At 62.6% G+C, this 25,200-nt stretch carries 25 protein-coding genes, 4 pseudogenes and 1 riboswitch; of the genes and pseudogenes, 3 read left to right on the top strand and 26 right to left on the bottom strand.

Features of this window, described 5'->3' with window-relative positions:
- Nucleotides 1-18 precede the first annotated feature (18 nt).
- On the top strand, nt 19-615 hold the full coding sequence (locus OS914_RS11555; RefSeq protein WP_267546204.1) for a DUF3618 domain-containing protein: 597 nt from the start codon (nt 19-21) through the stop codon (nt 613-615).
- 206 nt (nt 616-821) lie between these two features.
- Here the strand turns inward: OS914_RS11555 and OS914_RS11550 are convergent, their stop codons facing one another.
- From OS914_RS11550 to OS914_RS11460, 21 genes and pseudogenes are all read right to left on the bottom strand, one after another.
- Nucleotides 822-1,049: a hypothetical protein gene (locus OS914_RS11550; protein WP_267546203.1), complete on the bottom strand. Its 228-nt coding sequence runs from the start codon at nt 1,047-1,049 to the stop codon at nt 822-824.
- Nucleotides 1,050-1,734: 685 nt separating this feature from the next.
- Entirely contained in the window at nt 1,735-2,574 is an 840-nt protein-coding gene (locus OS914_RS11545) for a PRC and DUF2382 domain-containing protein (RefSeq protein WP_267546202.1), read from the bottom strand.
- A gap of 83 nt (nt 2,575-2,657) precedes the next feature.
- Nucleotides 2,658-3,422 carry a mechanosensitive ion channel family protein gene (locus tag OS914_RS11540; RefSeq protein ID WP_267546201.1) on the bottom strand — a complete coding sequence of 255 codons (765 nt, stop codon included), beginning with the start codon at nt 3,420-3,422 and terminating at the stop codon, nt 2,658-2,660.
- A gap of 63 nt (nt 3,423-3,485) precedes the next feature.
- A pseudogene (locus OS914_RS11535) lies at nt 3,486-3,992 on the bottom strand (YsnF/AvaK domain-containing protein).
- Between the two features lie 424 nt (nt 3,993-4,416).
- Complete coding sequence (locus OS914_RS11530; protein ID WP_267546200.1) at nt 4,417-4,920, bottom strand: Asp23/Gls24 family envelope stress response protein; 504 nt, start codon at nt 4,918-4,920, stop codon at nt 4,417-4,419.
- 256 nt (nt 4,921-5,176) lie between these two features.
- A complete protein-coding gene (locus tag OS914_RS11525) occupies nt 5,177-6,340 on the bottom strand; it encodes an amidohydrolase family protein (RefSeq protein ID WP_267546199.1) in 1,164 nt (387 codons plus the stop codon).
- A gap of 501 nt (nt 6,341-6,841) precedes the next feature.
- Nucleotides 6,842-7,060: pseudogene (locus OS914_RS18235) on the bottom strand (magnesium chelatase domain-containing protein); the annotation flags it as partial.
- The gene (locus OS914_RS11520; RefSeq protein ID WP_267546198.1) at nt 7,061-7,417 is read right to left on the bottom strand and encodes a YraN family protein; all 357 of its coding nucleotides are present in this window, start codon (nt 7,415-7,417) and stop codon (nt 7,061-7,063) included. It abuts the pseudogene before it with no gap.
- Between the two features lie 152 nt (nt 7,418-7,569).
- The gene (locus tag OS914_RS11515) at nt 7,570-7,896 is read right to left on the bottom strand and encodes a DUF2469 domain-containing protein (RefSeq protein WP_267546197.1); all 327 of its coding nucleotides are present in this window, start codon (nt 7,894-7,896) and stop codon (nt 7,570-7,572) included.
- 7 nt (nt 7,897-7,903) lie between these two features.
- Nucleotides 7,904-8,788, bottom strand: coding sequence for a ribonuclease HII (locus OS914_RS11510; protein ID WP_420713940.1), 885 nt, complete (start codon nt 8,786-8,788; stop codon nt 7,904-7,906).
- A gap of 2 nt (nt 8,789-8,790) precedes the next feature.
- Entirely contained in the window at nt 8,791-9,690 is a 900-nt protein-coding gene (gene lepB / locus OS914_RS11505) for a signal peptidase I (protein ID WP_267546196.1), read from the bottom strand.
- Nucleotides 9,691-10,386, bottom strand: coding sequence for a signal peptidase I (gene lepB, locus OS914_RS11500; protein WP_267546195.1), 696 nt, complete (start codon nt 10,384-10,386; stop codon nt 9,691-9,693).
- Between the two features lie 12 nt (nt 10,387-10,398).
- On the bottom strand, nt 10,399-10,758 hold the full coding sequence (gene rplS / locus OS914_RS11495; protein WP_267546194.1) for a 50S ribosomal protein L19: 360 nt from the start codon (nt 10,756-10,758) through the stop codon (nt 10,399-10,401).
- 361 nt (nt 10,759-11,119) lie between these two features.
- Nucleotides 11,120-11,524: pseudogene (locus OS914_RS18100) on the bottom strand (tRNA (guanosine(37)-N1)-methyltransferase TrmD); the annotation flags it as partial.
- Between the two features lie 141 nt (nt 11,525-11,665).
- Nucleotides 11,666-12,055, bottom strand: a pseudogene (locus OS914_RS18095) (tRNA (guanosine(37)-N1)-methyltransferase TrmD); the annotation flags it as partial.
- Nucleotides 12,056-12,601 (bottom strand): ribosome maturation factor RimM, encoded by a 546-nt coding sequence (gene rimM, locus OS914_RS11485; protein ID WP_267546192.1) that lies wholly within the window; start codon nt 12,599-12,601, stop codon nt 12,056-12,058.
- Between the two features lie 142 nt (nt 12,602-12,743).
- Nucleotides 12,744-12,986 (bottom strand): RNA-binding protein, encoded by a 243-nt coding sequence (locus OS914_RS11480; protein ID WP_196396074.1) that lies wholly within the window; start codon nt 12,984-12,986, stop codon nt 12,744-12,746.
- 5 nt (nt 12,987-12,991) lie between these two features.
- A complete protein-coding gene (gene rpsP / locus OS914_RS11475) occupies nt 12,992-13,399 on the bottom strand; it encodes a 30S ribosomal protein S16 (protein WP_267546191.1) in 408 nt (135 codons plus the stop codon).
- 220 nt (nt 13,400-13,619) lie between these two features.
- Nucleotides 13,620-14,057, bottom strand: a complete 438-nt coding sequence (locus OS914_RS11470) for a hypothetical protein (protein ID WP_267546190.1) — start codon at nt 14,055-14,057, stop codon at nt 13,620-13,622.
- 43 nt (nt 14,058-14,100) lie between these two features.
- Nucleotides 14,101-14,991 carry a VOC family protein gene (locus OS914_RS11465; protein WP_267546189.1) on the bottom strand — a complete coding sequence of 297 codons (891 nt, stop codon included), beginning with the start codon at nt 14,989-14,991 and terminating at the stop codon, nt 14,101-14,103.
- 165 nt (nt 14,992-15,156) lie between these two features.
- Complete coding sequence (locus tag OS914_RS11460; protein ID WP_267546188.1) at nt 15,157-15,672, bottom strand: GNAT family N-acetyltransferase; 516 nt, start codon at nt 15,670-15,672, stop codon at nt 15,157-15,159.
- 48 nt (nt 15,673-15,720) lie between these two features.
- A riboswitch (TPP riboswitch) is annotated at nt 15,721-15,830 on the top strand.
- A gap of 98 nt (nt 15,831-15,928) precedes the next feature.
- Between OS914_RS11460 and thiC the strand changes: the two genes are divergently transcribed.
- The gene (gene thiC / locus OS914_RS11455; RefSeq protein ID WP_267546235.1) at nt 15,929-17,734 is read left to right on the top strand and encodes a phosphomethylpyrimidine synthase ThiC; all 1,806 of its coding nucleotides are present in this window, start codon (nt 15,929-15,931) and stop codon (nt 17,732-17,734) included.
- Nucleotides 17,735-17,955: 221 nt separating this feature from the next.
- Here thiC and OS914_RS11450 read toward each other — a convergent pair whose 3' ends face one another.
- Together OS914_RS11450 and ffh are read right to left on the bottom strand one after the other, a co-directional pair.
- Nucleotides 17,956-18,651, bottom strand: coding sequence for an alpha/beta fold hydrolase (locus tag OS914_RS11450; RefSeq protein WP_267546187.1), 696 nt, complete (start codon nt 18,649-18,651; stop codon nt 17,956-17,958).
- A gap of 9 nt (nt 18,652-18,660) precedes the next feature.
- Entirely contained in the window at nt 18,661-20,235 is a 1,575-nt protein-coding gene (ffh, locus tag OS914_RS11445) for a signal recognition particle protein (RefSeq protein WP_267546186.1), read from the bottom strand.
- A gap of 172 nt (nt 20,236-20,407) precedes the next feature.
- Here ffh and OS914_RS11440 point away from each other — a divergent pair, with 172 nt between their 5' ends.
- On the top strand, nt 20,408-21,922 hold the full coding sequence (locus OS914_RS11440) for a glucose-6-phosphate dehydrogenase (RefSeq protein WP_267546185.1): 1,515 nt from the start codon (nt 20,408-20,410) through the stop codon (nt 21,920-21,922).
- 114 nt (nt 21,923-22,036) lie between these two features.
- Here the strand turns inward: OS914_RS11440 and OS914_RS11435 are convergent, their stop codons facing one another.
- From OS914_RS11435 to ftsY, 3 genes are all read right to left on the bottom strand, one after another.
- On the bottom strand, nt 22,037-22,375 hold the full coding sequence (locus OS914_RS11435; protein ID WP_267546184.1) for a P-II family nitrogen regulator: 339 nt from the start codon (nt 22,373-22,375) through the stop codon (nt 22,037-22,039).
- Nucleotides 22,372-23,754 carry an ammonium transporter gene (locus OS914_RS11430; RefSeq protein WP_267546183.1) on the bottom strand — a complete coding sequence of 461 codons (1,383 nt, stop codon included), beginning with the start codon at nt 23,752-23,754 and terminating at the stop codon, nt 22,372-22,374. The genes OS914_RS11435 and OS914_RS11430 overlap by 4 nt, the downstream gene beginning before the upstream one ends.
- A gap of 228 nt (nt 23,755-23,982) precedes the next feature.
- Nucleotides 23,983-25,197 (bottom strand): signal recognition particle-docking protein FtsY, encoded by a 1,215-nt coding sequence (ftsY, locus tag OS914_RS11425; protein WP_267546182.1) that lies wholly within the window; start codon nt 25,195-25,197, stop codon nt 23,983-23,985.
- Nucleotides 25,198-25,200: the final 3 nt, after the last annotated feature.

Genomic DNA, 25,200 nt, shown 5'->3' with positions numbered 1-25,200 from the left:
ATCAGCAAGGAAACCACGATGAGTGAAAATCCAGATGCCCTCCGGGCAGATATCGAAGCTACCCGCGCGCGCCTCGGCACCCACGTCGACGCGGTGGCAGACAAAGTCACCCCGTCGCACATCGTGCAAAGACAGACCGACAAAGTCAAAGACGCAGTTTTCGGGGTGAGAGACAAAGTCATGGGAGCGGCGGAGCATTCCTCGGGAAACCTACACTCAGCCGCTGGAATCACCAGCGGGAACCTCGACGATGCTAGCTCTGCGATCAGGGATACACCGGCCCAGATGACGAGCAAAACACCGGGAAACCCGCTCGCCGCCGGGCTGATCGCCTTTGGCGCCGGCCTGCTCGTGTCCTCCCTGATCCCGGCCAGCCAGAAGGAACGCGAAGCCGCCGACGCGCTCAAGGCGGCCGCGGAACCACTCACCACGGAACTGACCGAGGCTGCCAAACACGTGGCCGAAGGACTCAAGGAACCAGTCCAGGAAGCCATGGAAAACGTCAAGGCCACCGCCGCTGACGCCACCGACAACGTCAAAACCGAAAGCCAGACCGCGGTCGCTGACGTCAAGGACCGGGCCTCCGACGCCAAGGACAACATCCAGCAGGCCTGACACCGCAATTGGCCGGCCATCCCCCGATTGTCTGTGGGATGGCCGGCTTTGCCGCATATATGTCATCGGCTTTGTCGCATCTGGAGCTGATTATCACCGGATCGGGGCGCTGACTTGCGGTGATCCTGAAGCACCTCTATGGGCCGGGTTCCCAATGCCGAGTCACGTTCCCGCGCAGGAAAGATGAGGCCGGGCGCCCTCTTGGGTTAGTCGACAGCTGGTATCGCCGCGCTTTCCCACGCCTGCTTTTCGATTGCCCTGATCATGGGTTCCGTCATCAAAGCTGCCCGTGCGACCGCAGTCAAAGACACGCCTGCGGTTAAGGCCGCCATGACGGCGGCTTCCAGAGCAAGAGCCGCCGTATCGCGCCGGAACTCGGCGAGCTCCAGTTCGGAGGCTGCAACACTCACACAAAGTGGGTCGTTCTTATCCATACGATCGTTCCGTCTTTCACTTCGAGGTTGAGTATGGTCGCCGTCCGTGCTGCTATCGACTTTGGCGGTTTTTTAACAGTGGACACATGTACGGGTCAGCTACCGAAAGCCTCACAGCGTTGGGATAGCACACCACAATGCCGTAGGAGCAAGCAGGCACGTTTCACTGTTAAGGACGTCGCGTCTGATGCAGTGGTCACCAATAAATTGCGGGCCCGGCGTAGGTGGGACGGCTGCATGATTGTCCGGGAACAAACGGTGCTTCACCTGGTGGTCGAGGCCGCTCAACACGGCGGCAATAAACCTTCCAGCGATAATATTCCGTGACGTGAGGATCTGTTGCGAAAAAAGACCTACCCGACCGTTCCGCGGCAACACGAGCCTGCCCTTGTGCGGGGTAAAACGCCAGCAATCGTTGGACTGCGGTAGCGGCGCTGACGCAGGCGCACCCGTCCCGCTCCCACAAGGAAGCGGGACGGGTGCTCCGACGGATTGCGTGCATCACCGGACTGACTTTTCGTGGGCAATTTCACGTTAGCCGCCGAGACGGGGGAGTTTGCCCATCAGGTCGTTCGGATTGACGCCGAGCTTGCTGAGCAGCCCGAGTCCCTATCTGCATCGACCTTGTCGGGCAGGTCGGGCTGGGCCTGGTCGGTCTGACCCGTTCCAGGACAGGAAATGACCGCTAGTGTTTCCTGTCCTCCCCACCTTTGGTGGTATCCGTGCCAGCGTCGGTGTCGATTTGTTCCTTACGGACTTCTTCGTTTACTTCATGGTTCTCTGTCACGGTTTCGGTGCCGAGCCGGACACGTTCCACCGGGACGGTTTCCTTCTCCACCACCGGCCGTTCTGCGTGGAGCGTGACTTCGTGCTCTTCGGAGGTGAGGTCACCTCCGGCCATCGCGGCACCACGGTTGGCTTCTGTGATGGGCTCGCGCTCGATCCGAACCTCCTCATGGCTTACCGGGACGGTCACGGAAACGTTTTCCGTCACCACGTATTTACGCAACCGGGCCCTGCCGGTCTCGACCTTTTCCGTGCCAATATTCAAGCGCTCCTCCGAACGCGTCATCGCGTCATCGGTGGTCGGTCCGGACGTGTCACGACCCTGCACGCCGGACTCACCGGAGAGGTCTTTCCGCTCTCCGGTCGTCTGCTGCGGGGCCCCACCGGCGGGAAGCCCGGAATCCGAGGTCCGTTCCGTATAGGCCATGCCGTAGTACTCATAGAGGGCTGCCTCCTGATCCTTGCTGAGGTGCCCTTCGGCGTCGTCCATCCGGGGAGCGTTTTTGACCGTGTCTTTATCGTACGGGACCCTGATGGTGTCACCGTCGATGGTGCCTTCGGCCAGCGGAATGAAGGTCTCCGAACCGCCGAACAGCCCGGTCTTCGTCGTGACCCATTCGGGTTTGCCGGTTTCGTCGTCCAGGTAGACCTGGCCGATCTTGCCGATTTTCTCGCCGTCCCCGCCGACGACGGTTCCGCCGCTGTTAAGCAGTTCCTGGATCTGATCTGTACTAATCATTGCAATACTCCTATTTATAGATGGGACCTGGATGATCCCTGGGGTTGTGGTGATGGGGCCAAATTCCCCAATAGGTTTGCCCATCAGATGCGGTGGGCACCCTTGTTGTTGCCGGAATGTTGGCTGTGTTGGGCTTTGTTCTTGGCCTGCTGTGCCTGGTCCTTCACGCTGGGAGCATTTTTGGCCTGCTCCTTGATTTGGGGTGCCTCTTCTTCGGCCTTGGACAGGTAACTTTCCCAGCGGGCCTGCATGGGCTTGATCAGCCCACCGCCGGCTCCGACGATAACCACTCCGGCGACGATGGCCAGAACGGCGATCAGGATCGGCGTGGTCACGGTGACCGCGATCTGCATCTGATTTAGGGCCGCGATGACGCCCAGGAAGATGATGAAGGCGCTGGCGACGTTGGCCAGCATCTTGCCGTAAGAGAGGCCGCCGAGCATATTGACGATCAATTCGCGCACCGCCGCTGCAATGGCGAAGGTGATGACGATGATGATGATCGCCACGAAGACCAGCGGCAGGTAGGCGATGATGCCGGTCAGCAGGGTGCTGATCGGGTTAGGGCCGAACACCCCGAACGCCAGTTCAAGGACGAACAACAAAATGAAGTAGTAGACGATTTTGCCCACAATGGATGAAGCATCGAACTTGCTCTTCTCCAGTGCCTTCTTGATGCCACCGCGTTCGACCGCTTTGTCGAAGCCGACTTTTTGCAGGACCTTGGAGAGGGCTTTTTCAATGAGCTTGGCGATGATCCAGCCGATAATCAGGATGATGAAGAAGAAAATGAGCTTCGGAACAAAGGTGATGACGTCGGCTAATGCCGTTGAAAGCGCGTTATTCATGGAAACCTCCGGGATGTTGTTGGCCGACGATCCGGCGCACTGAAAGACGGTGCGTACTACCTGCTACCAGGGTCGGTCGGTATCGATACTCTCTTGCTGGACTTTTTCGATAAGGGTTCGTTTCTCGGTGATGATCTGCTTGCGGACTCTTAGCCGCTCGACGGGAACGGTTTCCAGATGGATCACCGGGCGCTCGGCGCAAAAAACTATTATGTAGTCCTCCTAGCTCAGGGCCTCGCCATCACCATCACGGGTTGCGTCATTGATGGGTTCGCGTTCAACACGGAATTCTTCGTGGCTCACCGACACGGTCGGCGTAACTTCTTCAGTCACGATGTATTTACGCAGCCACACCTTGTCGGTTTCGTGGATTTGCGTGTGGACGCGCAACTGCTCTTCGGAACGGGTCACCGTCACGTGACGGTCCGGTGAGGCCAGAACCTGTCCGGCACCGCCACCAGTTGAGCTGGGGTTGTAGTAGCTATAGAGCCGGGTCTGTTCCTCCGCGCTTGTGCTGCCTTCTGAATCCAGGTGGGCCGCGTCTTTGACCCGATCTTTGGTGTAGGGCACATGCAGGTCACTGCCTTCCAAGTCGCTTCCCTGACCGGGACGAAGGATTCGGATGTGATGGTAATGCCGGTGCTCACTCGCTCCAGGGACGGTCCAGCGGTCTTAGCGTCCAGATAGACCTGTCGTACGGAGCCCATTGCATCTCCGTTTGTTGAATACATAATGCCGCCACCGACGATGATGGTCTCAATGTCCTGCGTAGTGATCATGAAATCCTCCTCACTAGGGATCCTTTCCCCAGCGGACAACGGCACCGGTGGACTGCGCCCGCTTCCATAATCAGAGTGGCGATGTTACCGGCAAGTCCCACCGACGCTTTGGGCCGGGCAGACATGTCCGCATGGGCGCCGATTCCCAGGAACCCTCAGGAGACATAGCCATCACCGGCCCTTTCCTCACCGGGCAGGACTCCCGCCCGGTGTCATTACTGAAGATCGGTCTTTTGATCCTGCTGGTCCTGCTGGTCATCATCGGGCAGGTGCACATCGGTGACGTTGACGTTTACTTCCAGCACTTCCAAACCGGTGGCGTGTTCCACCGACTGGATGACGTTTTGGCGGATCCCTTGGCTGACGTCCACTATCGGGATTCCGTACTCCACAACGATGGAGACGTCAATTGCCGTCTGGCGTTCACCCTTTTCCACGCTAACGCCGCCACTGACATTGGTCTGCGAGCCGGGAATGCGCTCGGCCAAGGCGCTGAAGGCACGCCGCCCGGCACTCCCCATCGAGTAGACGCCGGGAACCTCACGCGTTGCCATGCCGGCGAGCTTCTGGACTACGGTTTCCTCGATCGTGGTGTCCCCGCGGTCCGTATGCAGTGCGTCGTTCTTTTTCGGCTGTTCCTGCGGAGCGCTGTGCTTCTGCTCCTCAGGCGTGGCCATAACGCCGCTGGAACGTCCGGGGGTCTTCGTTGCCTCTGACATGGAAAACATCTCCTTCTCGGGAATAGTAATCGTGCTTACAAAGAGAAAGACGAAATCAGCAGGCAAACGTCACGCCGCACAGCAGACTAATTTTAAAATGTTGACCGGAAGCGCTCGGACCTGTTCCGGCCGCGGCATGGTTCCGATAGGTTGGGGGCCAGCACCGGTACGCTGTCCGACGGAACGGATAGCCGATGGAAGATCACAGACCCGGCTACGAGCCGGAAACGGGCGTGCCAGGTGGCATTCTGCTCGGTCAGAGGCTGACGGGCAGGCCGCGCAGCAGCACCGATCGGGGCCGGTGCAACGCGGTCACATCAGCCTCAAGATCACCGTCGACGACGAGAAGATCGGCGTCGTAGCCGTGGGCGATCCGGCCTTTGCGGTCGACTACCCCGCATGCCTGCGCTGCGCCCGAAGTCGCCGTAGCCAGGGCCTCGGTGACGTTGAGTCCTGCAGTGACCAGCTCGCACACGGCGTACGGGAGCACTCCGTGCCGTTTGGCCGGCCCGATGCCGGAGTCGGCCCCGGACACCAGGCGCACTCCGCTACGGTGCAGCCGACCGACAAAGTCAGACCGGCCCTGCAGCATCTCTTCGGTCGTTACCCTGATCCTCGCCATCATCGCTTGAACCGCTGGCGGCGGGGATACCATCAGATGCGTGTCGACGCCGATGGTGGGACAGACCGCGATGCGACTCCGCGCGAGGGCCGAGACCGTTTCTTCGCTGACCTGTCCGAAGCCGTGGGCGGTGACACAGGAGCAATGCTCTATCCCATCGACCCCGGCCGAAAGGGCCTGCTCCACCGCAGGTGTTCCATGCGCATGCGCCGTCACCGGCACACCAGCTGCGTGGGCACGGTCCACGATCAGCTGCAGCTCAGCTGCGCTGAACTGAGTAAGCATCGCATCGGTGCCCGGAGTGTTGACACCGCCTGAGGCCATCACCTTGATGATGTCCACACCCCGTTCCACCCGTTCGGCTACCGCCCTGATGATCTCGTCGGTTCCGGAAACCACCCCGCCTAGGTAGTGACAGTGGCCGTTCCTACTGGTCAACGGTGGCCCGGAGGCGACGATCAAAGGCTCGATCACGTGGGGCGACAGCTGCCGATCCCGGCGCTCGAGGACGCAAAATCGCCGATCCCCCAGATCACGTACGGTCGTCACACCCGCCACGAGCTGATCGTGCAACGCAGCAGAGACGACCTCATCGATCTCCTCGGCAGAGTAGCCGGCGACCCGGTCCAGGGCCGAGACCCCGCTGTCGGTGACGAGGTGGGTGTGGGCGTCGATCAGACCCGGCAGCAACGTCCCTTCGTGGCCCGTAACCTGGCAAAACCCGGGGACCGAAAACCCATAGGACTCAACACCGATGATCGAGCCGTCCTCGATCAGGACCGTCGCACCGCCAGCCATAAATGACTCTCCGTCGAAAGCATGGCGAGCCCGAAGAGCGTGCATCTACCCGTTCTATCGGACGATCGTCAACCCGGCAAGTCCCGTTGAACTGGCTGCTCCCGAGATCGCGCGACGTTGGCTTTTGTCGATCGTGGGTATCGGCACGGTTCAGATTCCCGCAAGTCGGTGCGGGGCCCTTTCCGTCGGCGGACTCAAGTTGCGTTTAGCCACTACTATCTGCAGATCAGAAGGGCTGCGGCCTCGGTGCGGCGGGGACAGATCTAAGCCGGAAGACCGCCTGGCCGACAATGAAGCGGTGAGTGAGGCAGAGAAAGAGCCGACGATCAGTAAGGTCGTGGACCGGCATGCCCCCGTTTCCCCGCAGCTCCCCCACATCGGATTGAACGCATCGTTGGGGAGCCGTACAACTCGTTGGAAACCGGCCGGATCAGAAACTACATCCCAACATTGATTGAAAACAGTACTTCCTTCCTGTGGAGGGGTCTGGGCCGAAACTATGCCCGGGCGAGGAGGAACCGCGGGCGTAGTGTGCCGGCTCAGCGGAATCCCGGAGGTATGTGCGGCGGCCCGGATCCGATCCTAAGACTTTTTCAGGGATGCGTCCGGCAGGCCAAGAAGAACAAAATTCGGCAGCGTTTGCCCGATGTCCGCTTCGACTTCAACTAGGTGACCTTCCAACCCGACCAGCGCGAACGAGAAGGCCCGCCCCATGGACACCTAACCCACCCCCTTGAGGTACTCCAGCACGGGTTCCCCATCGCCGCAGTCCAGCACCGCGATGGCGTCAATGCGCACCGCGGCCGGAAAGACGCAGTGGTCACGGGACCACAACACCCCCAAGGTGCGCAGCCGGGTTAACTTGGCCGGAGTGATCGACTCAAACGGATGACCGAAACGTAGGGACCGGCGAGTCTTGACCTCGGCAATGACGAGACATTCGCCGTCGTAGGCGACCAGATCGATTTCACCTCTGGGACAGCGCCAATTCCGGTCGACCACTCGAATACCGCGGTCCTCCAGATAATCGGCCGCCAGGACTTCGCCGCGCCGACCCAGAATATCTTTTGCTTTCATGAGCACCTCCACCCCCATCGTGGCGGGAGTTGGCAAGCCGGAAGGGGACCAGACAAGATAGTGGGCAGGGCCGCCGCTCAGGCTCCGTGTTGAGGACTAGTGGCAGCAGGGGCTAGCCACAGCAGCCGCAGCAGCCGCCAGCGCAGCGGCCGCTAGTTTCCCAGCGATCCGTCCTTGGGGATCGTCAAGTCATCCGATTTGACCAGCTCTTCGACATTGACGTCTTTGAAGGTGATAACGCGGACATTTTTCACAAACCGGGCCGAGCGGTAGACGTCCCAAACCCAGGCGTCCTGCAGTGTCAGGTCAAAGTAGACCTCGCCGTCGGCCGAGCGTGCCTGAAGATCGACGTGGTTTGCCAGATAGAACCGCCGCTCTGTCTCCACGACATAGTTGAACAGCCCCACGACGTCCCGGTATTCGCGGTAGAGCTGGAGCTCCATGTCGGTCTCGTAGTTTTCCAGATCTTCGGCACTCATCGTTCCATCATCCCTTACCCGCAGCTTCCTGGGCGCCGGGCTCGACGTCCGCCGTCAGCCGCCAGCTCAACCGGTGGTAAGCAGAGGGCCCGTGGGCAGCGATGGCCGCCCGGTGCGAAGCAGTTGCGTAGCCTTTGTTCACCGCCCAGCCAAAGTCCGGATGGATGGCGTCGAGCTCGATCAGCATCCCGTCCCGCTCCACCTTCGCAAGTACGCTGGCAGCCGCGACGCTCAGGCACGCCATATCCGCCTTGATCTTGGTGTAAACCGGTGCGTCGCAGGAGAGGACGACGACGTCGCCCGCTTCTGTGGGCGGTTCCGGCTGGGTAGCCGCTACAGTCGCCGGCCCTTCACCGAAAACCTCGAACTGCGGCTGAGATTGCGCCTCCGTCGGGACTGCGTCTTCCGGTGCTGGTTCCGACTGCGGGGATAGCCAGTTGTGATTGCCGTCCAATATAACAGCATCGGGCGTCACCCCTGAGGCCACGAGCTGGTGCCATGCCCGAGTTCCGGCCAGCCGCAGGGCGGAAATCAGGCCGACGGCATCGACCTCGGCGGCTGAGGCGTGCCCCACGGAGTAGGCAACGGCCCATTCGCGGATCTGCGGCACCAGCTCCACCCGCGCCGCTGGGGTCAGCAGCTTGCTGTCCCGCACCTTTGCCAGCTCCAGCTGGGATGCGACATCGATGACCACCATGCCGACGCTGACCGGCCCGGCGAGGGCACCGCGCCCCACTTCGTCGCAGCCGGCGATCAGTCGGTGCCCTTTTGTCAGGAAGGAGCGTTCATAGGACAAGTTCGGCGCGGCGGGTTTGCCGGCGGTCTTGGCAGCAGCGCGCTTCTTTGGCGGCGTTTTGCGGCCAAGTCCGGACGCCGGTGCAGGGGCGCTCACGGTTAGTGACCGGAGGTGGGCGCGAGGGAGCTGGGGGCGGCCTTCACCGGAGCCGGAACGTCCCGGAAGACATCGGGGTAGTTGCCCAGAATTGCCAGTCGGCTGAACGGCCAGGCGATGACCGTGGCGCGTCCCTCGACATCCGCGACGGGGACAAATCCCTTACCAGGGGTGTCCATATGCGCACGCGAATCAGCGGAGTCATTGCGGTGGTCCCCCATCACCCACAGTTCGCCCGCGGGAACGGTCACATCGAAGGCTGTGGTGGAGGGCGCGGCGCCGGGATACAAGTACGGCTCGGTTAGCGGCTGACCGTTGACTGTGAGTTTCCCCCCGGCGTCGCAGCAGATGACCCTGTCTCCCGGCAGCCCAATGACGCGTTTGACCAGGTGCTGCTGGGATTCGTCGGGTGCCAGTCCAACGAACATCATGGCATCCTTCGCCCAGCTCAGTGGCCCGGCCGGCTGGGCTCCGGCAGGCGGGAGCCACTGCTGGCTGTCCTTGAAGACCACAACGTCCCCGCGCTCCAGGGCGAAGGGACGCGGAACCAGTAGATTAACGAAGATGCGGTCGTTTTGCTCCAGCGTGTTCTCCATCGACCCGGACGGGATCCAGTAGGCCCGGAACAGAAATGTTTTGATCAGAAAGGACAGCACCAAGGCGATGACAATTATGGTGCCGATCTCTTTGAGCCAGGCGCGCGCGCCGCGTCGCATCCTCTCACCGGAAGTTTCTTCGTGATCGGGCGACGCCGAGGAGGAATGGGCTCCGTGGACTGTGTGGTGAGAAGCGGCAGAATGTGCAGATTTGGCGTGGGCCGCGTGCCTATGCTGATCCGCCGCAGGCTCTGGCGTGCCGTTCGGCTCGGCCTCATCGGGGACGCCCGGGGTATCCTGCGGCATTTACTGTGCGTCCTTCTGTATAGCCGGCGGAGCCGGCAGGATTGCCGAAGCCGTTAAACGATCAAGGGGTCCGAATCTCTCCAACGGCCAGAGGATCCGCAGAGGACGGCCGATGACCTTATCCACGGAAACCATACCGCCGCCCGGAGCACCAAGCAGCGATCGCGAGTCAGCTGAGACGGAGCGGTGATCACCCATCAGCCACAATTTACCCTCTGGAACCACCACATCAAAAGCCGAGGTGCTGGCCGCATCCCCAGGGTATAGATATGGCTCATCGCGGGCGAGACCGTTAATTTCCAGCTGGCCGCCCGCGGAACAGCATTTGACGTGGTCACCGCCGACGCCGATGACACGCTTGACATAGACGGTGTCGCTTCCCGCCACGCCCAACCACACACCGACGGTATGGAGGGCGTCAGCAATGGGTCCCTGACCGCTGTTCAAGGGAGCAAATGAGCCCCTGCCGTCAAAAACTACAACGTCGCCACGCACAATGGCAGTGGAGGAGTAGTCCGTCCGGGACACCAACACGCGGTCCCCGGTCAGCAGGTATGGCTCCATCGATTCGGACGGGATGTAATATACGTCCAGCCAGCAGCTGCGGATGATGGCGCTGCCGGCGATGACCAGCACCACGGCCAGCACAACGAAACGCCAGCCCAGTTTCCTGGACCGGCGTTCCGTGTGGTTCAAAGTGCGGATCCCTTATTTAGCGGGAACGGTATCGCGCTTTTCCTTGATCTTCGCAGCCTTGCCGCGCAGATTACGCATGTAGTACAGCTTGGCGCGGCGCACGTCACCCTTGGAAACAACCTCGATCTTTTCAATGATCGGGGAATGGACCGGGAACTTACGCTCAACGCCGACACCGAAGGAAACCTTGCGGACGGAGAAGGTTTCGCGCAGACCGTCGCCGTGGCGTCCGAGCACGAAGCCCTGGAAAACCTGGACACGGGAACGGTTACCTTCAATGATGTTCACGTGAACCTTGAGGGTGTCACCGGCGCGGAAGTCGGGGACGTCCGTACGCAGGCTGGCTGCATCGACTGAATCGAGGATGTGCATTCTGTCACTCCTGGTGAACGCCACGGGTCATTCACTTTGTGTCGCGGCTGCAGCGCTGAAGTCCAAAGACCTGCAGATGTTGCTGCCGAAAGTTAGGTTTAGACCGACTGTTCCGCTGGGGGAACTCCGGTGTGCTGCTGCATTGGTCGTGCTCCCCCTGTGGCAGGTGCGGACCCAGTAGACACAAGGGTCAATTCTGCCATAGGCACGGCGTTTCCCGTAATCTGCGCCGTGACGGGCGTCCGAAGTGACGTCGTTTGGCGTGCCGTCGATGGACGGCGCCGGGAGCTCCTCCAGTCCGGGCCTACCGGCGGCGGTGCGCTGGTCGACGCGGCGCGGCCAGCCTACCGGCGGCGGAGCGCTAGTAGGCGCGGCGCAGCCGGCCGTCCACGACGGCGAACCCAAGTTGGCCGAGCGTAGCCCGTTCCGCTTTGGTCAAGATCGCGGTGTCAAGCGCGTCGATCAGGTCCGGCCGGCGCTCCGCGGTGCGGCGCAGCTGCTCCTCCCGGCGGAAGCTGGCAATTTTTGCGTGATTGCCGCTCAGCAGAACAGCGGGGATGTCCCGTCCGCGCCAGGACGAGGGCTTGGTGTAGACAGGGTACTCCAGCAGGCCGTCCGCATGGGATTCTTCAACGAGCGATTCGGGGTTGCCCACCACTCCCGGGAGCAGCCGGCCGATGGCCTCCACCATGGCGAGCACCGCGACCTCTCCGCCGTTGAGCACATAGTCCCCGAGGCTGATGGGGCGGACCCGGAACGGACCATCGGAGCCAGTGCCGGAGCCAGTGCCGGTGCCGGTGCCGCCGGAGCCGTTGCTGTCGGAGTTGGTGCCGTCGAAGCCGGTGCCGTCTGAGCCAGTGCCGGTGCCGGTGCCGCCGGAGCCGTTGCCGCCGGAGCCGGGGCCGGCTGCCCATTCCAACACCCGTTCGTCGATGCCTTCGTAGCGTCCGCAGGCAAACACCAGATGCTTCTCTTCCGCCAATTCATAGGCCAGGGCCTGATCGAAGACCTCCCCGGCCGGTGAGGGCACTATGAGGGTCGGTTTGGTGGGCGCGTGGCCGGCATCGATCACGTCGACGACGGACTGGAGGGCAAGCGCCCACGGCTCAGGCTTCATCACCATGCCGGCTCCCCCGCCGTAGGGCGAGTCATCGACGGTACGGTGCCGGTCAGTGGTGAAGTCCCGCAGGTTGTGCACCTGCAGGTCCAGGATGCCGTCCTGCCTGGCCTTGCCGATCAGGCTCAGCTCCAGCGGCGCCAGGTATTCCGGGAAGATACTGAAAACGTCGATGCGCACTTATTCCGCGCCTTGCTCTTCCGGCACGTTGGCGGCCGGGTCGGAATTCACGGTGAACAGTCCCTCCGGGGGTGTCAGCAGTACGTATCCATTCGCAACGTTGACCTCGGGAACAATTTCGTCAACGAAAGGCACCAGGATCTCCTCGCCCGCGCCATTTGTAATGATCAGCAGATCCTGCACCGGCATGGTGTTCAGCGCGCTCACGATCCCTACGACCTCAGACCCAACCCGCGCCTGAAGGCCAACGAGCTCATGTTCGTACCAGCCCTCGTCGTCGTCCTCCACCTCGTCCGAGTCGACAAACAACTTCCCGCCGCGGAGTTCCTCCGCACGGTTACGCGTGGAGACCCCTTCGAAGGCGAGCAACAAGATGTCCTTGTTCCAGCGTGCGCTCACTACCGTCAGGGGGCCAAGAGTGGCCGGCTCGACGGTCAACTCGACACCGGGGACAAAGCGGTTGCCAGGCGCATCCGTGAGCACTTGGACGGTAACCTCACCTTTGATGCCGTGCGGTTTACCGATCCGCGCGATCTGAACCTGCATGAAAACTCCTCTGTACTCTTGCCAAACTCTTAACAGGCCAGGCTTTCTAACGGGCCAGACGCTTGACCGGACAAACTCTTAACAGCAAACGGCCCCGGCACCATTATGGTGCCGGGGCGTGAGCTTTACGCTGCGCTAACGCTTAGCGGCGGCGGTCGGTATCGACGACGTCGACCCTTACCGGCTCGCCGTTGGCCAGAGCTGCGATGACGGTGCGAAGTGCGCGTGCCGTGCGTCCCTGACGTCCGATCACCCGGCCCAGATCGTCCTGGTGAACGCGCACCTCGAGGGACTCCCCGCGGCGGTTGTTCTTGACACTGACCTTGACATCATCGGGACTGTCAACGATCCCCCGGACCAAGTGCTCGAGCGCCTCGGAAAGCATCGTGACTACGCCTCAGTCGTTTCCGCGGTTGCTTCCGGAGCATCGTCCTTCTTGGCCTTCGCGGTGATGGCCTCCTTGACGATGACCGAAGACTTCTCGGGAGCTACGAAGGGAACCTTTTCGGCCTTGACACGCAGGGTGCCTTCCTGGCCGGGCAGGTTCTTGAATTTCTGCCAGTCACCGGTGATCTTCAGGATCGCGGCAACCTGCTCGGACGGCTGTGCGCCTACTCCGAGCCAGTACTGGGCGCGCTCTGAAACAACCTCGATGTACGAGGGGTCTTCGGTCGGGTGGTACTTGCCGATCTCTTCGATCGCACGGCCGTCACGCTTGGCGCGTGCGTCCATGACGACGATGCGGTAGTACGGTGCGCGCATTTTACCAAAGCGCTTAAGGCGAATCTTTACGGCCACTTTTGTGGTCACTCCTGGTTCTAAAGAGGGCAAACCCTGTGTCACGCTCCCGTGGGGCGGGCCGATCATTAGGGTTCAAAGGACAGGATCGGCACGCGGAGAGAGGGGCCGCGCGGATCGAGTACCTTCCCATTATGCCAGATCATTCCCTCCCCTAAAGCCAACGCACGTCCCCTTGCATCTGTGCCGCCGCCATGTCCGGGCGGAACAGGACGCCGGGCTACTCGGCCCAGAAGTACAGGTTGATCATGGCATCCTCATCCGCCTTGGAGGCCAGCTCGGAGAGGGCGCGCACTAACGGCTCGGTGACCTCGGCCGTCGTCGCCATTTCCTCGGTCCGCGCCCAGTCGGCAGCCAGCGCGGCTACCTCCTCCTGGTCTTCGAGATCCTTCAGCTCCGCGAAAACGGCCGTTAAGGCCTCCGGAACCACCAACAACGTGTCCAGCTCAATGTCCACCAGGCCAAGCTCGCACTCGGTCCCGGTGGCGTGGACGGTTTTCACGGCCAGTTCGGCCAGGATCTCCACGTCAAGGTCAGTCAGATCCGGCACCTCCAGCCGGGCCAGCTGCGTCGGCGGCGCCGTCCGCGCGTCGAGTGCCTTTGCATGGGCCACGGCGCTGCGGTGATCAGCTATAAAGAATTCCGAAAGGGTGGACAAGACTACGGCCTCCATCATCGATGTTGCGGCCCTGATGCATTTCTCAGGCGGCCGGCTCAGTGTCCACAATAACGCGGATCCGGTTGTTCCACGGATCCGGGAAGACCAGTTCAGCACCCGTATTTGCCACCGCAACACCGCGGTGAGCCAGCCGCTGTGCCAGCGCGCCGACGTCGTCCGCCCCGGGGAGGCGGATTAGGACTTCACCGAGGCCAAGGGTGTCCTTGCGCGGACCTGCGCCCCGACTGTTCCACACGTTCATCGCCAGGTGATGGTGATAGCCGCCGGCGGAGACAAACAGCGCCTGGTCTCCCAGCAGTGCGGTCTGCTCAAATCCCAGCGTTTCCACGTAGAATTCCCGGGCCAGCCGTACCTCGCCGACCTGCAGGTGGACATGGCCGACGGCGGCGTGCTGCTGCCGCTGGCCGGCCAGTACCGCTTCGGTGAGGTGCTCGTTGAGATACTGCTGCGGGGAAAGGGCCAGCGAGTCCATGGCGACGTGGCCGTCCTCCCACTGCCAGTGGGTCCGGGGGCGATCGTGGTACAACTCGATGCCGTTGCCTTCGGGGTCGGTGAAGTAAAACGCCTCGCTGACCAGATGATCGGCGCTGCCGACAAACGCCTGCGGTTCAAACTGTGCGGCGCTGGCCACGGTTGCCGCCAGAGAGGCCTGGTCCTGAAAAAGCAGCGCCGTGTGGAACAGGCCGGCCTCGCCGCCGCCGGCGGTCCGCAGGCCCGGCGCCGGAACCAGTTGCACCAACGGCGTCCTTCCCCTGCCCAGGTAGAGACCGCCGTCGGCTTCGGCAACGATATCCAAGCCCAGCGCCTGCTGGTAGTAGGCGGACATGGTTTTCATGTCCCCCACCTTGAGCAGCACGGTGCCCATGGCGAGGTCCGCCGGCAACAGGTCCTGGGAAGAAGGCGAACGGGTCATGTCATGCTCCTGACGGTGTCGGTGAGTGATGCGGGAGCCTTGGCCGCTATGGTGTGTGCGGCGGATCCGGCTGCTGGCCGACGTGCTGTTCATGGCTCTTATCCATCTCAATTACTTGAAGCTTCAATTTATTCCATGTCGGCGAAACCTAGGGTTGCGGGTGCTTTACGCCGGGGTGTATCTGCCGCCGAGGCCGATCCGCATCACCACACGATCGCCGAGCGCATCCAGCCCGAGCTCGCGTTCGTGATCGCGGCGGCGGAGCAGTTCCGGGCCCGGTGAATTGTCCACGGTGAAGCCGCAGCTGGTATAGAACGGCGCGTTAAACGGCACCTCGGCGAAGGTAGTGAGCGTCATCGAGTGGTATCCACACTCCCTGGCCCAAGCGACCGCGGCGTGGATCAGCGCGCGGCCTATCCCGTGTCGGGCAAAATCCGGCTGCACGGAGAGCTGTTCCAGATGGGCCTGGCCATCGACTTCCTCCAGCCGGACAAAGGCCACCGCAGGTCTGCCGGCGACCATGATGTGCAAGGCCGCGGCAAACTCCGCTGCGCCGGCCCCACTGGGCATAGAGTGCGTCAGGCGCCGGCCAAGAATGTCGATCAGGAGGGTATCCGACGCAGCTTCGATGGCCGGCAACAGGGAAAACTCAGCCAAGGCGGCGGGACGTAATTCAAGCATGCTTTGAGCCTACGACTGGCCACCGACAGTGTTCGCGTGTATGTTCGGTTACGACCACACGGGAGCCCTAGTGCAGGGGCTGAGATCGGACTGATGCAGTCTGCGACCGTTGAACCTGTCCGGGTAATGCCGGCGAAGGAAGTGAGTACCAGAAATGAGTATTTTGCCGTTCGGCTCTGCCGAAAATGCCTCCACTGAAGATCTGACCGCCCACCCCTTTCCAGAACTGCCAACGGGGCCAGCGCCGGAATTGTCCATGCCGTCACACGCCGCGACCCGGATTCCCCCGGCACTGGAAAATAAACCAGTGGAGACCCAATCCCTGAGGTCCCGCGCACTGAAATTCATTGAGGATGCCTCGTCCGGACTGCGGGTACCGGTAACCGAAATTACCCTGCAGGACTCGCCCGGCGGGGTGCCGAATACGCCGTTTCGGATTTACCGGACCGCCGGGCCGGGCAGCAATCCGGTGGTCGGGCTAGCGCCGTTCCGGGCCCCCTGGATCCGGGACCGCCAGGACACCGAGGCCTATTCCGGGCGCGGACGGACCCTCCTCGACGACGGCAAAACCGCCCAGCGCCGGGGCGCTGCCTCGGCGGAATGGCGCGGTGCTGCCATTGAGCCGCGGCGCGCCCTCGTCAACCGAACCGTCACGCAGATGCATTATGCCCGGCAGGGCCTTATTACAGATGAAATGCGCTTTGTGGCGCTGCGCGAGAACTGCGAGGTGGAACTGGTGCGTGCCGAGGTAGCCGCCGGCCGCGCCATCATCCCGAACAACGTCAACCATCCCGAGTCCGAGCCGATGATCATCGGCAAGGCGTTTTTGGTGAAAATCAATGCCAATATCGGGAACTCCGCCGTGACCAGCTCCATCGCCGAGGAGGTGGATAAGCTGCAGTGGGCCACGCAATGGGGGGCCGACACGGTGATGGACCTGTCCACCGGCGATGATATCCATACCACCCGCGAGTGGCTGATCCGCAATTCCCCCGTCCCGATCGGGACGGTGCCGATCTATCAAGCGTTGGAAAAGGTCAACGGCGATGCCAACGCCCTGACCTGGGACATCTTTCGCGACACGGTGATCGAGCAGTGTGAGCAGGGCGTTGACTACATGACAATCCACGCCGGTGTGCTGCTTCGGTACGTGCCGCTGACCGCGGACCGGGTCACCGGTATCGTCTCCCGCGGCGGCTCCATCATGGCCGGCTGGTGTTTGTCGCAGCACCGGGAAAATTTTCTTTACACGCACTTTGACGAGCTGTGTGAAATCTTTGCGCGCTACGACGTTGCGTTTTCGCTCGGTGACGGACTGCGTCCGGGTTCGACGGCGGATGCCAACGACGCAGCACAGTTCGCCGAGCTGGATACCCTGGCTGAGCTGACTAAGCGCGCCTGGAAGTTTGACGTCCAGGTCATGGTGGAGGGTCCGGGACACATCCCCTTTCATCTGGTGCGCGAAAATGTGGAGCGGCAACAGCGCCTGTGCGACGGCGCTCCGTTCTACACTCTTGGTCCGTTGGTCACGGACGTGGCACCCGGTTATGACCACATCACTTCGGCCATCGGCGCGACCGAAATTGCCCGCTATGGAACAGCGATGCTGTGCTACGTCACGCCTAAGGAGCATCTCGGCCTTCCGAACAAGGACGATGTGAAGACCGGCGTTATCACCTACAAGATTGCGGCGCACGCCGCGGACCTGGCCAAGGGTCATCCGGGAGCTCATCTGCGCGATGACGCCTTGTCCAAGGCGCGTTTTGAGTTTCGCTGGCGCGATCAGTTTGCGCTTTCGTTGGACCCGGCGACGGCGGAGGCGTTCCACGACGAGACGCTTCCGGCCGAGCCGGCCAAGACTGCGCATTTCTGTTCGATGTGCGGCCCCAAATTCTGTTCCATGCGAATCAGCCAGGACATCCGGGATAAATACGGCTCGATGAGCGAGCAGGAAGTTATTGCGGGTATGAATCAAAAGTCTGCAGAGTTCCGCGAGGCTGGCGGCAAGGTCTACCTGCCAAAAATCGAACTACGAAAGTCAGCCGCGGAGCTGTCCGGCTGAGTCGGTGCCGTTCCCAGCCTGCTGGGCACAGGTAAGGCAGCGGGACCCGCACCATGATGTGAAATCCAGCCACCCTGAACTCCGGGACGCCGCCATTTCGGCGTCCCGGAGCGGCCCGCCACGAGCGACGAATCAGGCCCGGGAAAGCCGTTGGTCAGACGCCACGGTGGTCAGACGCCACGGTGGTCAGACGCCACGGAGATCCGCAACGCCGCGGAGAGTCAGACGACGCGGTGATCCGCAAGGAAGTCCCGGATCAGCTTGTCGCCGTCGTCGGAATCCTGCGGACGGTGGCCGCCGGGAGCCTGCCGGTGCACGGCGCCGGTAGCGGCAAGGTATTCGGCGATTTCCTCGTACAGCGGTTCCCATCCGCCGGTCAGCACCAGGGTAGGGACACCGGGGACTATCTGCAGTGGAGCCTCCCAGGATGGCGCCTGAAGCCGCCGCCTACTGGCCTGCAGTCGGGATTCGTCCTTGTCCGGGCGCCCTTGCGACGCGTGCGCCAGCCGGGCGAATTCGCGGCCGAACTCCTCGTCCGTCATCTCCAGGCGACGCGAGTACAGCGGTTCCAGCAGGCTACGGTGGGCCGCCGTGGCGGGCAGATCCGCTGTCAGGGACGACGAGTCCGGTTCCACCAGCACCAGCGACCGGACCAACGCGGGATTTTGCACGGCTGCCAGCATGGCCGCTATGGCACCCTGGGCATGGGCCACGACATGTCCGCCGTCGCCCAAGGCATCCAGCACAATGTCCCGGTCCGTGAGGAAATCCGACGGAACCGGCTGGGCCGTGGCGTCAAAGCCGAGCCGCTTGACGAAGAGTGCGTCGTAATCAAGGGCCAGGCCGTGCTGGCGTGGCCACGCGGCCGCACCAAACGTGTCGGAGCCATGGACAAAAACGATCCGTTCTTTGCGCATCAGTCCTAGTTATTTCAGGAACTTATCGAAGCCCTTGGGCAGATTCAGCGACGACGGGTCAAAGCCCTCCGCACCCTGCTGGCCAAACGCCGCACCGGCGGGGAGGGACTTCGCCGTGCTGGCGCGTTTCTCTTCCGCCTCGCGCAGCTGCTGGGCCGCTTTTGCCGGGTTGCCCGAGCGCGCTTTCTTCTTCGGTGCGTTCTTCCCGCTCTTGCGCGCACCACCACCGGCGCCTGCCATCCCGGGCATCCCCGGGATGCCGCCGCCCTGCGCCATTTTCTTCATCATCTTCTGCGCCTGGCCAAACCGCTCCAGCAATCCGTTGACTTCGGAGACCTGGACGCCGGAACCGCGGGCGATCCGGGCCCTGCGGGAGCCGTTAATGATCTTCGGCGCCAGCCGCTCATGCGGTGTCATCGAGCGGACAATGGCCTCCACCCGGTCAATTTCGCGTTCGTCGAAGTTCTCCAGCTGCTGGCGCATGCTGGCCGCGCCTGGCATCATCATCAGCATTTTCTTCATCGAACCCATGTTGCGGATCTGCTGCATCTGGGCCAGGAAATCGTCCAGGGTGAAGTCTTCCTGGTCGGCGAACTTCTGCGCCATCCGGGCCGCTTCGTCCTTGTCCCAGTTCTTCTCGGCCTGCTCGATCAGGGTGAGAACGTCACCCATATCCAGGATGCGCCCGGCCATCCGGTCCGGGTGGAAGAGTTCGAAGTCCTCCAGGCCCTCGCCGGTGGAGGCGAACATCACGGGTTTCCCGGTGACCGACGCAACGGACAGTGCGGCACCTCCCCGGGCGTCGCCGTCGAGCTTGGTAAGGACAACGCCGGTAAAGTTCACGCCCTCATCGAACGCCCGTGCGGTGGCCACTGCATCCTGTCCGATCATGGCGTCGATCACGAACAGGACTTCGTCCGGCGAAATGGCCGCACGGATATCGGACGCCTGCTGCATCAGCTCGGCATCGACGCCCAACCGGCCAGCAGTGTCCACAATGACGACGTCGTGCAGCTTGGCGCGCGCCTCGGCAACACCGGCGCGGGCGACGGCGACCGGGTCACCGGTGGCGGACTCAAATTCGGAGCTGACGCCCGGATGCGGGGCGAACACCGGAACGCCGGCCCGCTCGCCATTGACCTGCAGCTGCTTGACGGCATTGGGCCGCTGCAGATCCGCAGCGACCAAGAGCGGGCTGTGGCCCTGCCCCTTGAGCCACTTGGACAGCTTCCCGGCCAGCGTCGTCTTTCCCGCACCCTGCAGACCGGCCAGCATGATCACCGTCGGCGGGTTCTTGGCCAGCCGGATCCGGCGCGTCTGCCCGCCCAGGATCACCACGAGTTCCTCGTTGACGATCTTCACGATCTGCTGACCCGGATTCAGCGCCGCATTGACCTCCGCCCCAAGCGCCCGCTCGCGGACCTTGGCGGTGAATTCGCGCACCACCGGAACTGCGACGTCCGCATCGAGGAGGGCGCGGCGGATTTCCCGCACGGTGGCGTCAACATCGGCCTCGGTCAGGCGTCCCTTGCCGCGCAGGTTCTTGAAAGTCGCTGTCAGCCGGTCAGATAAGGAGTTGAACACGCGGCGGGTACTTCTTTCTCAGTTGCGGTAACTTCGGGTTCACAAAGTCTGTGGGTCCGCATCTCGCGGACTCAACTATCTAGGATACCAAGGCGCACCCCGCGCTCCGGTTAGCACACGCGTTTCGGTGGTCCGGGCTGAAATTTACGGCATTCAATGGCATGCTGAAAAAATGACTGCTGCCAAGACTGCGACCTCATCCGCTGCCCCGGCCGGAACAACCGCCAGCCGCGCCGGCAAAGCAACCGCCAGCCGGGCAGGCAAAGCATCCGCCGGCCGGGCAGGCAAAGTATCCCAGGACGACGGCGCTATCAGGACCCTGCTGATCCTCGGCGCTTCCGGGGACCTCACCGGCCGGCTGCTGCTGCCCGGCGTAGCCCGGCTCATTGCCGCCGGACGGGCGGACGGGATCACCGTAATCGGAGCGGGCAGCGACGACTGGTCCCAGGAACAATGGCAGAGCCGGGTGTCGGAGGCATTCGATGATGCGGCGACGGCAGCCGTTCCCGGGGGCAAACAGGCTTTAACTGCCGCACGAAAATCCAGCTCCTACCACCTGGTGGATGTGACGGCCAAGGGGGAGCTAGCCAAACTTCTTGGCACCCTGACCGCTCCCATTGCCGTCTACTTCGCGCTGCCGCCCGCCGTCAGCCAAAAGGCGTGCAGTGTGCTCGATGCTGACGACCTCCCCGCCGGAACCCGGTTGGTGATGGAGAAGCCCTTCGGGTCGGATGCGGCGTCCGCGCGCGCCCTCAACGGGACGCTGGCCCGGTTGGTGCCCGAGGAGCATATTCACCGGGTGGATCACTTTCTCGGTAAATCCACGGTTTTGAACATTTTAGGCCTGCGCTTCGCTAACCGGTTGCTGGAGCCGCTGTGGAACAGCAACAACGTCGAGAAGGTCGAAATCATTTTTGATGAGGATCTGGCCTTGGAAAACCGTGCCCGCTACTACGACCGCGCCGGCGCACTGCGGGACATGATTCAAAGCCATCTGCTGCAGGTCATGGCCGTCATCGCAATGGAACCGCCAGCCACATTGGGTGAACGCGATGTACGTGACGGCATCGCTGCTGTGCTGCGCGCCAGTTCGGTGAGTTCAGATTTTGCGGCCAGCACCCGGCGGGCCCGTTACACCGCCGGGAAAATCGGCTCCCGGAAGGTCCCGGGCTATGCGCAGGAAGAAGGGATAGATCCGGCCAAGGAGACCGAGACGCTCGCGGAACTTCAGATAGGGGTGGACAGCTGGCGCTGGGCCTCGGTGCCGTTCATCCTGCGCTCCGGCAAGGCGATGGGTAAGCCCCGCAAGGAGGCCGTCATCACCTTCAAGCCGGTGCCGCACCTGCCCGTCGGATTTAAGGGCGTGGATATGCCCACTCGGCTGCACATTGGCTTCGGGCCGGACAACCTCAAGCTTGACATCGACGTCAATGGCCCGGGGGACCTCTTCACGCTGGACCGTGTCAGTCTGGATGCCGAGCTTGCCGGCGATGACCTCCTTCCCTACGGCGAGGTGCTGGACGGCGTTCTCAACGGCGACCCGCTGCTCTCCGTTCGCGGGGACACCGCCGAACAGTGCTGGCGGATTGTCGACCCGACGCTGCAGGCGTGGCGGGCCAATAAGGTGCCGCTGCAGGAGTATCCCGCCGGGTCCAACGGGCCCGAGGACTGGGATACTTCACGCTGACGCGCCGGCCGCGGGCGCCCCGCAGCCGGCTAGCCGGAGAGCGGTCCAGAGATTCGAAGTGTCCAGACGTTCTCCGATTAGACCGCTGCCGCTCCACGTCCCGACGTTCTCCGATTAGACCGCTGCCGCTCCACGTTCCCCGGTACGGACGCGCACCACTTCATGGACATCAACCGTCCATACCTTCCCGTCCCCCGCACGGCCAGTGTTGGAATTGGCCACGATCACATCCACCAGATCATCCACCTGCTCGTCCGTGGCCAGCACCTCGATCCGGACCTTCGGATGCAGATCCACGGTGTACTCGGCTCCGCGGTAGACCTCGGTGTGGCCGCGCTGCCGTCCGTAGCCATGGGCCCCGCTGATCGTCAGCCCCTGCACACCGTAGCTCTCCAGGCCGCCGCGGACGTCGTCGAGCTTGTCCGGCCGGATGATCGCGGTGATGAGTTTCATGCCTCCACCTTAGTATTCCCACGTGTACTGGCCTGCCCTGCCTGTGCGACGCCGGGAGCCGTCGGCTGCAGGGCCAAGACTTCCTCGATGGGCTGAAAGGTTCCTCCGACCCGGCCGCCGAAATCATAGGCCGATTCCGCGTGCACGCTCACGTCGACGCCTTCAAGTTCATGTTCCGGCGGAACTCGGAAACCCATGGTCTTGTTGATAGTCCAGCCGATGATAAAGGCCAGCACGAAGGAGTACAGCAGCACGGCGAACGACCCAATGGCCTGCTTGCCCAATAGCTCCAAGCCGCCGCCGTACAGCAGACCGGTACCGGCCGCCGGCGCAGCGGGACTCGCCGCCAGTCCGATGAAAAGCGTACCGACGAGACCGCCCACCAGGTGCACGCCCACCACGTCGAGGGAATCGTCATAGCCGAACCTGAATTTCAAGCTCACCGCCAGGGCGCAGACAACACCGGCCAGCACACCCAGCACCAATGACCACATGGGCGTCAGCGCCGAACACGCCGGGGTTATGGCCACCAGCCCGGCGACCGCACCCGAAGCGGCACCCAGGGAGGTTGCATGACCATCCCGCAGTCGCTCCACAAAAAGCCAGCCAAGCGTGGCAGCGGCGGGCGCAGCAAGCGTGTTGATCCAGGCGTAACCGGCCACGGCATTCGCCCCTAGGGCAGAGCCGGCGTTAAAACCGAACCAGCCAAACCACAGCAGCCCGGAGCCGAGCATTACCAGCGGCAGGTTGTGCGGACGGTGGCTCGGGTCCTTGCCGAAGCCGTTTCGCTTGCCCAGCACCAGCGCCAGGGCAAGTGCGGCAGCGCCGGCATTGATATGGACTGCAGTACCCCCGGCGAAGTCAATAACTCCCAGCCCCTGGCCCAACCAGCCTCCGATTGGCTTGCCTGACGCATCCTTGTTGAAGTCGAAGACCCAGTGTGCCACCGGGAAGTAGACCAGCGTGACCCAGATGGCGGCAAAGAGCAGCCACGCGCCGAACTTGGCCCGGTCCGCAATGGAGCCCGAAACCAGCGCCACGGCAATAATGGCAAACGTCGCCTGAAACCCCACGAAGGCGATTTCCGGGATCGTCCCGACCAAAGGCGCGCTCGTCCCGGTGTCCAGGACGCCTTCCAGACCGAATTTCTGCAGCGGATTACCCAGCAGCCCGCCGACCATATCTGTTCCAAAGGTCGCGGAATAGCCGAACAGAATCCAGAGCACGCCCACGACAGCGATGGCTCCGAAGCTCATCATCATCATGTTCAGCACGCCCTTGGCCCGGGTCATACCGCCGTAAAAGAACGCCAGGCCGGGCGTCATCAGCAGAACTAGAGCGGCGGAGGCTAGGACCCACGCCGTGTCACCTGTGTTCATGGCCTCTGGCCTTTCCTGTAGAGCGGTATCGCGGCCGCTGGCGCTGGGAGGCGACTGGCGGTGCATCGTGTCTCTACAAGATTGGCCGTCCGGTGTTACAGCCGGACGGGCCACAGATTGCCACCGTGTTACAACAACGGCGGCCGCGTAAACAATGCGCGGCCGCCGTGTTTCCGGCAGGTAACAGCAGGCCGGCGGTGAATTAGCCCGCGCAGCGTCGCTGAAGCGTTAGTTGAGCAGGGCGTCTACAAAATCTTCGGCATCAAAGGGTGCCAGATCATCGGCCCCCTCGCCCAGGCCCACCAGCTTCACCGGAACGCCCAGCGTCTTTTGAATAGCGACGACGATCCCACCCTTGGCAGTTCCGTCCAGTTTGGTCAGCACAATGCCGGTGATATTGACGACGTCGGCAAATACCTTGGCCTGCGTGAGCCCGTTCTGTCCCGTGGTCGCGTCCAGAACCAACAGCACCTCGTCGACGCTGGCCTGCTTTTCGATCACTCGCTTGACTTTGCCCAGCTCGTCCATCAGGCCGATCTTGTTCTGCAGGCGGCCGGCGGTGTCAATCATCACAACATCGACTTCCTGTTCGATCCCGACTTTGACGGCCTCATAGGCGACGGATGCCGGATCTGCTCCGTCGACGTCGGACTTCACCGTGGGAACGCCCACGCGCTGTCCCCAAGTGGCCAGCTGCTCCGCGGCGGCAGCCCGGAAGGTATCCGCCGCCCCGAGGAGCACATCCTTGTCCTCAGCGACCAAGACCCGCGCGAGCTTCCCGACTGTGGTCGTCTTACCCACGCCGTTCACCCCCACCACCATCATTACCGCCGGCCGGTTGTCATGGCGTGCCACGTTCAGCGACCGATCCATGGTGGGATCAACCAATTTAATCAGTTCCTCGCGGAGCATCTGCTGGACCTGCTCGGGCGTGCGGCTGCCCAGGATCTTGACCCGGGCGCGCAGTGAATCCACCAATTCCAGCGTAGGAGCCGTGCCGACGTCCGCCAGCAGCAGGGTTTCCTCGATCTCATCCCAAACATTTTCGTCAATCGTGTCCCGTGACAGCAGCGCCAATAAACCCTTGCCCAAGGCATTGTTTGATCTGGCCAATCGTGCGCGGAGCCGAACCAGGCGACCCTCCACAGCGGCCGGAGTTTCAACAGCGGGCAGCGTTTCCAGGCCCGCCAGATCATCCAAAAGCTCGGTGTCGGAGGCCACGGGCGCCTCCGACGAGGCGGCAGTCCCAGCCGACGCTGGTGCGTCCGGGCGGTCCTGCAACGCTGTGGACCCACCAGCACCGGTCGCCGGAGGATCGTTGGCATCCCGCGTGGAGGTGTAGATGTCCTTGTTGCGGCGTCCCTTGAGGAAGACCGGGATCAGCAAGCCAATAACGGCCAGGGCAATCACGATGTACAGGATGATCAGCAGAGTCTCGTTCACGCC

Source organism: Arthrobacter endolithicus, assembly GCF_026627425.1.
Lineage (GTDB): Bacteria > Actinomycetota > Actinomycetes > Actinomycetales > Micrococcaceae > Arthrobacter_M.
Note: the sequence above shows the minus strand (reverse complement) of the source record. Positions and strands in the feature narration are given on the sequence as shown.

What these genes read in the sequence shown, in the direction of transcription:
- OS914_RS11555 (WP_267546204.1), top strand. Translation starts at nt 19, where the DNA reads ATGAGTGAAAATCCAGATGCCCTCCGGGCAGATATCGAAGCTACCCGC.
- OS914_RS11550 (WP_267546203.1), bottom strand. Translation starts at nt 1,049, where the DNA reads ATGGATAAGAACGACCCACTTTGTGTGAGTGTTGCAGCCTCCGAACTG.
- OS914_RS11545 (WP_267546202.1), bottom strand. Translation starts at nt 2,574, where the DNA reads ATGATTAGTACAGATCAGATCCAGGAACTGCTTAACAGCGGCGGAACC.
- OS914_RS11540 (WP_267546201.1), bottom strand. Translation starts at nt 3,422, where the DNA reads ATGAATAACGCGCTTTCAACGGCATTAGCCGACGTCATCACCTTTGTT.
- OS914_RS11530 (WP_267546200.1), bottom strand. Translation starts at nt 4,920, where the DNA reads ATGTCAGAGGCAACGAAGACCCCCGGACGTTCCAGCGGCGTTATGGCC.
- OS914_RS11525 (WP_267546199.1), bottom strand. Translation starts at nt 6,340, where the DNA reads ATGGCTGGCGGTGCGACGGTCCTGATCGAGGACGGCTCGATCATCGGT.
- OS914_RS11520 (WP_267546198.1), bottom strand. Translation starts at nt 7,417, where the DNA reads ATGAAAGCAAAAGATATTCTGGGTCGGCGCGGCGAAGTCCTGGCGGCC.
- OS914_RS11515 (WP_267546197.1), bottom strand. Translation starts at nt 7,896, where the DNA reads ATGAGTGCCGAAGATCTGGAAAACTACGAGACCGACATGGAGCTCCAG.
- lepB (WP_267546196.1), bottom strand. Translation starts at nt 9,690, where the DNA reads ATGCCGCAGGATACCCCGGGCGTCCCCGATGAGGCCGAGCCGAACGGC.
- rplS (WP_267546194.1), bottom strand. Translation starts at nt 10,758, where the DNA reads ATGCACATCCTCGATTCAGTCGATGCAGCCAGCCTGCGTACGGACGTC.
- rimM (WP_267546192.1), bottom strand. Translation starts at nt 12,601, where the DNA reads ATGCAGGTTCAGATCGCGCGGATCGGTAAACCGCACGGCATCAAAGGT.
- OS914_RS11480 (WP_196396074.1), bottom strand. Translation starts at nt 12,986, where the DNA reads ATGCTTTCCGAGGCGCTCGAGCACTTGGTCCGGGGGATCGTTGACAGT.
- OS914_RS11465 (WP_267546189.1), bottom strand. Translation starts at nt 14,991, where the DNA reads ATGACCCGTTCGCCTTCTTCCCAGGACCTGTTGCCGGCGGACCTCGCC.
- OS914_RS11460 (WP_267546188.1), bottom strand. Translation starts at nt 15,672, where the DNA reads ATGCTTGAATTACGTCCCGCCGCCTTGGCTGAGTTTTCCCTGTTGCCG.
- thiC (WP_267546235.1), top strand. Translation starts at nt 15,929, where the DNA reads ATGCCGTCACACGCCGCGACCCGGATTCCCCCGGCACTGGAAAATAAA.
- OS914_RS11450 (WP_267546187.1), bottom strand. Translation starts at nt 18,651, where the DNA reads ATGCGCAAAGAACGGATCGTTTTTGTCCATGGCTCCGACACGTTTGGT.
- OS914_RS11440 (WP_267546185.1), top strand. Translation starts at nt 20,408, where the DNA reads ATGACTGCTGCCAAGACTGCGACCTCATCCGCTGCCCCGGCCGGAACA.
- OS914_RS11435 (WP_267546184.1), bottom strand. Translation starts at nt 22,375, where the DNA reads ATGAAACTCATCACCGCGATCATCCGGCCGGACAAGCTCGACGACGTC.
- OS914_RS11430 (WP_267546183.1), bottom strand. Translation starts at nt 23,754, where the DNA reads ATGAACACAGGTGACACGGCGTGGGTCCTAGCCTCCGCCGCTCTAGTT.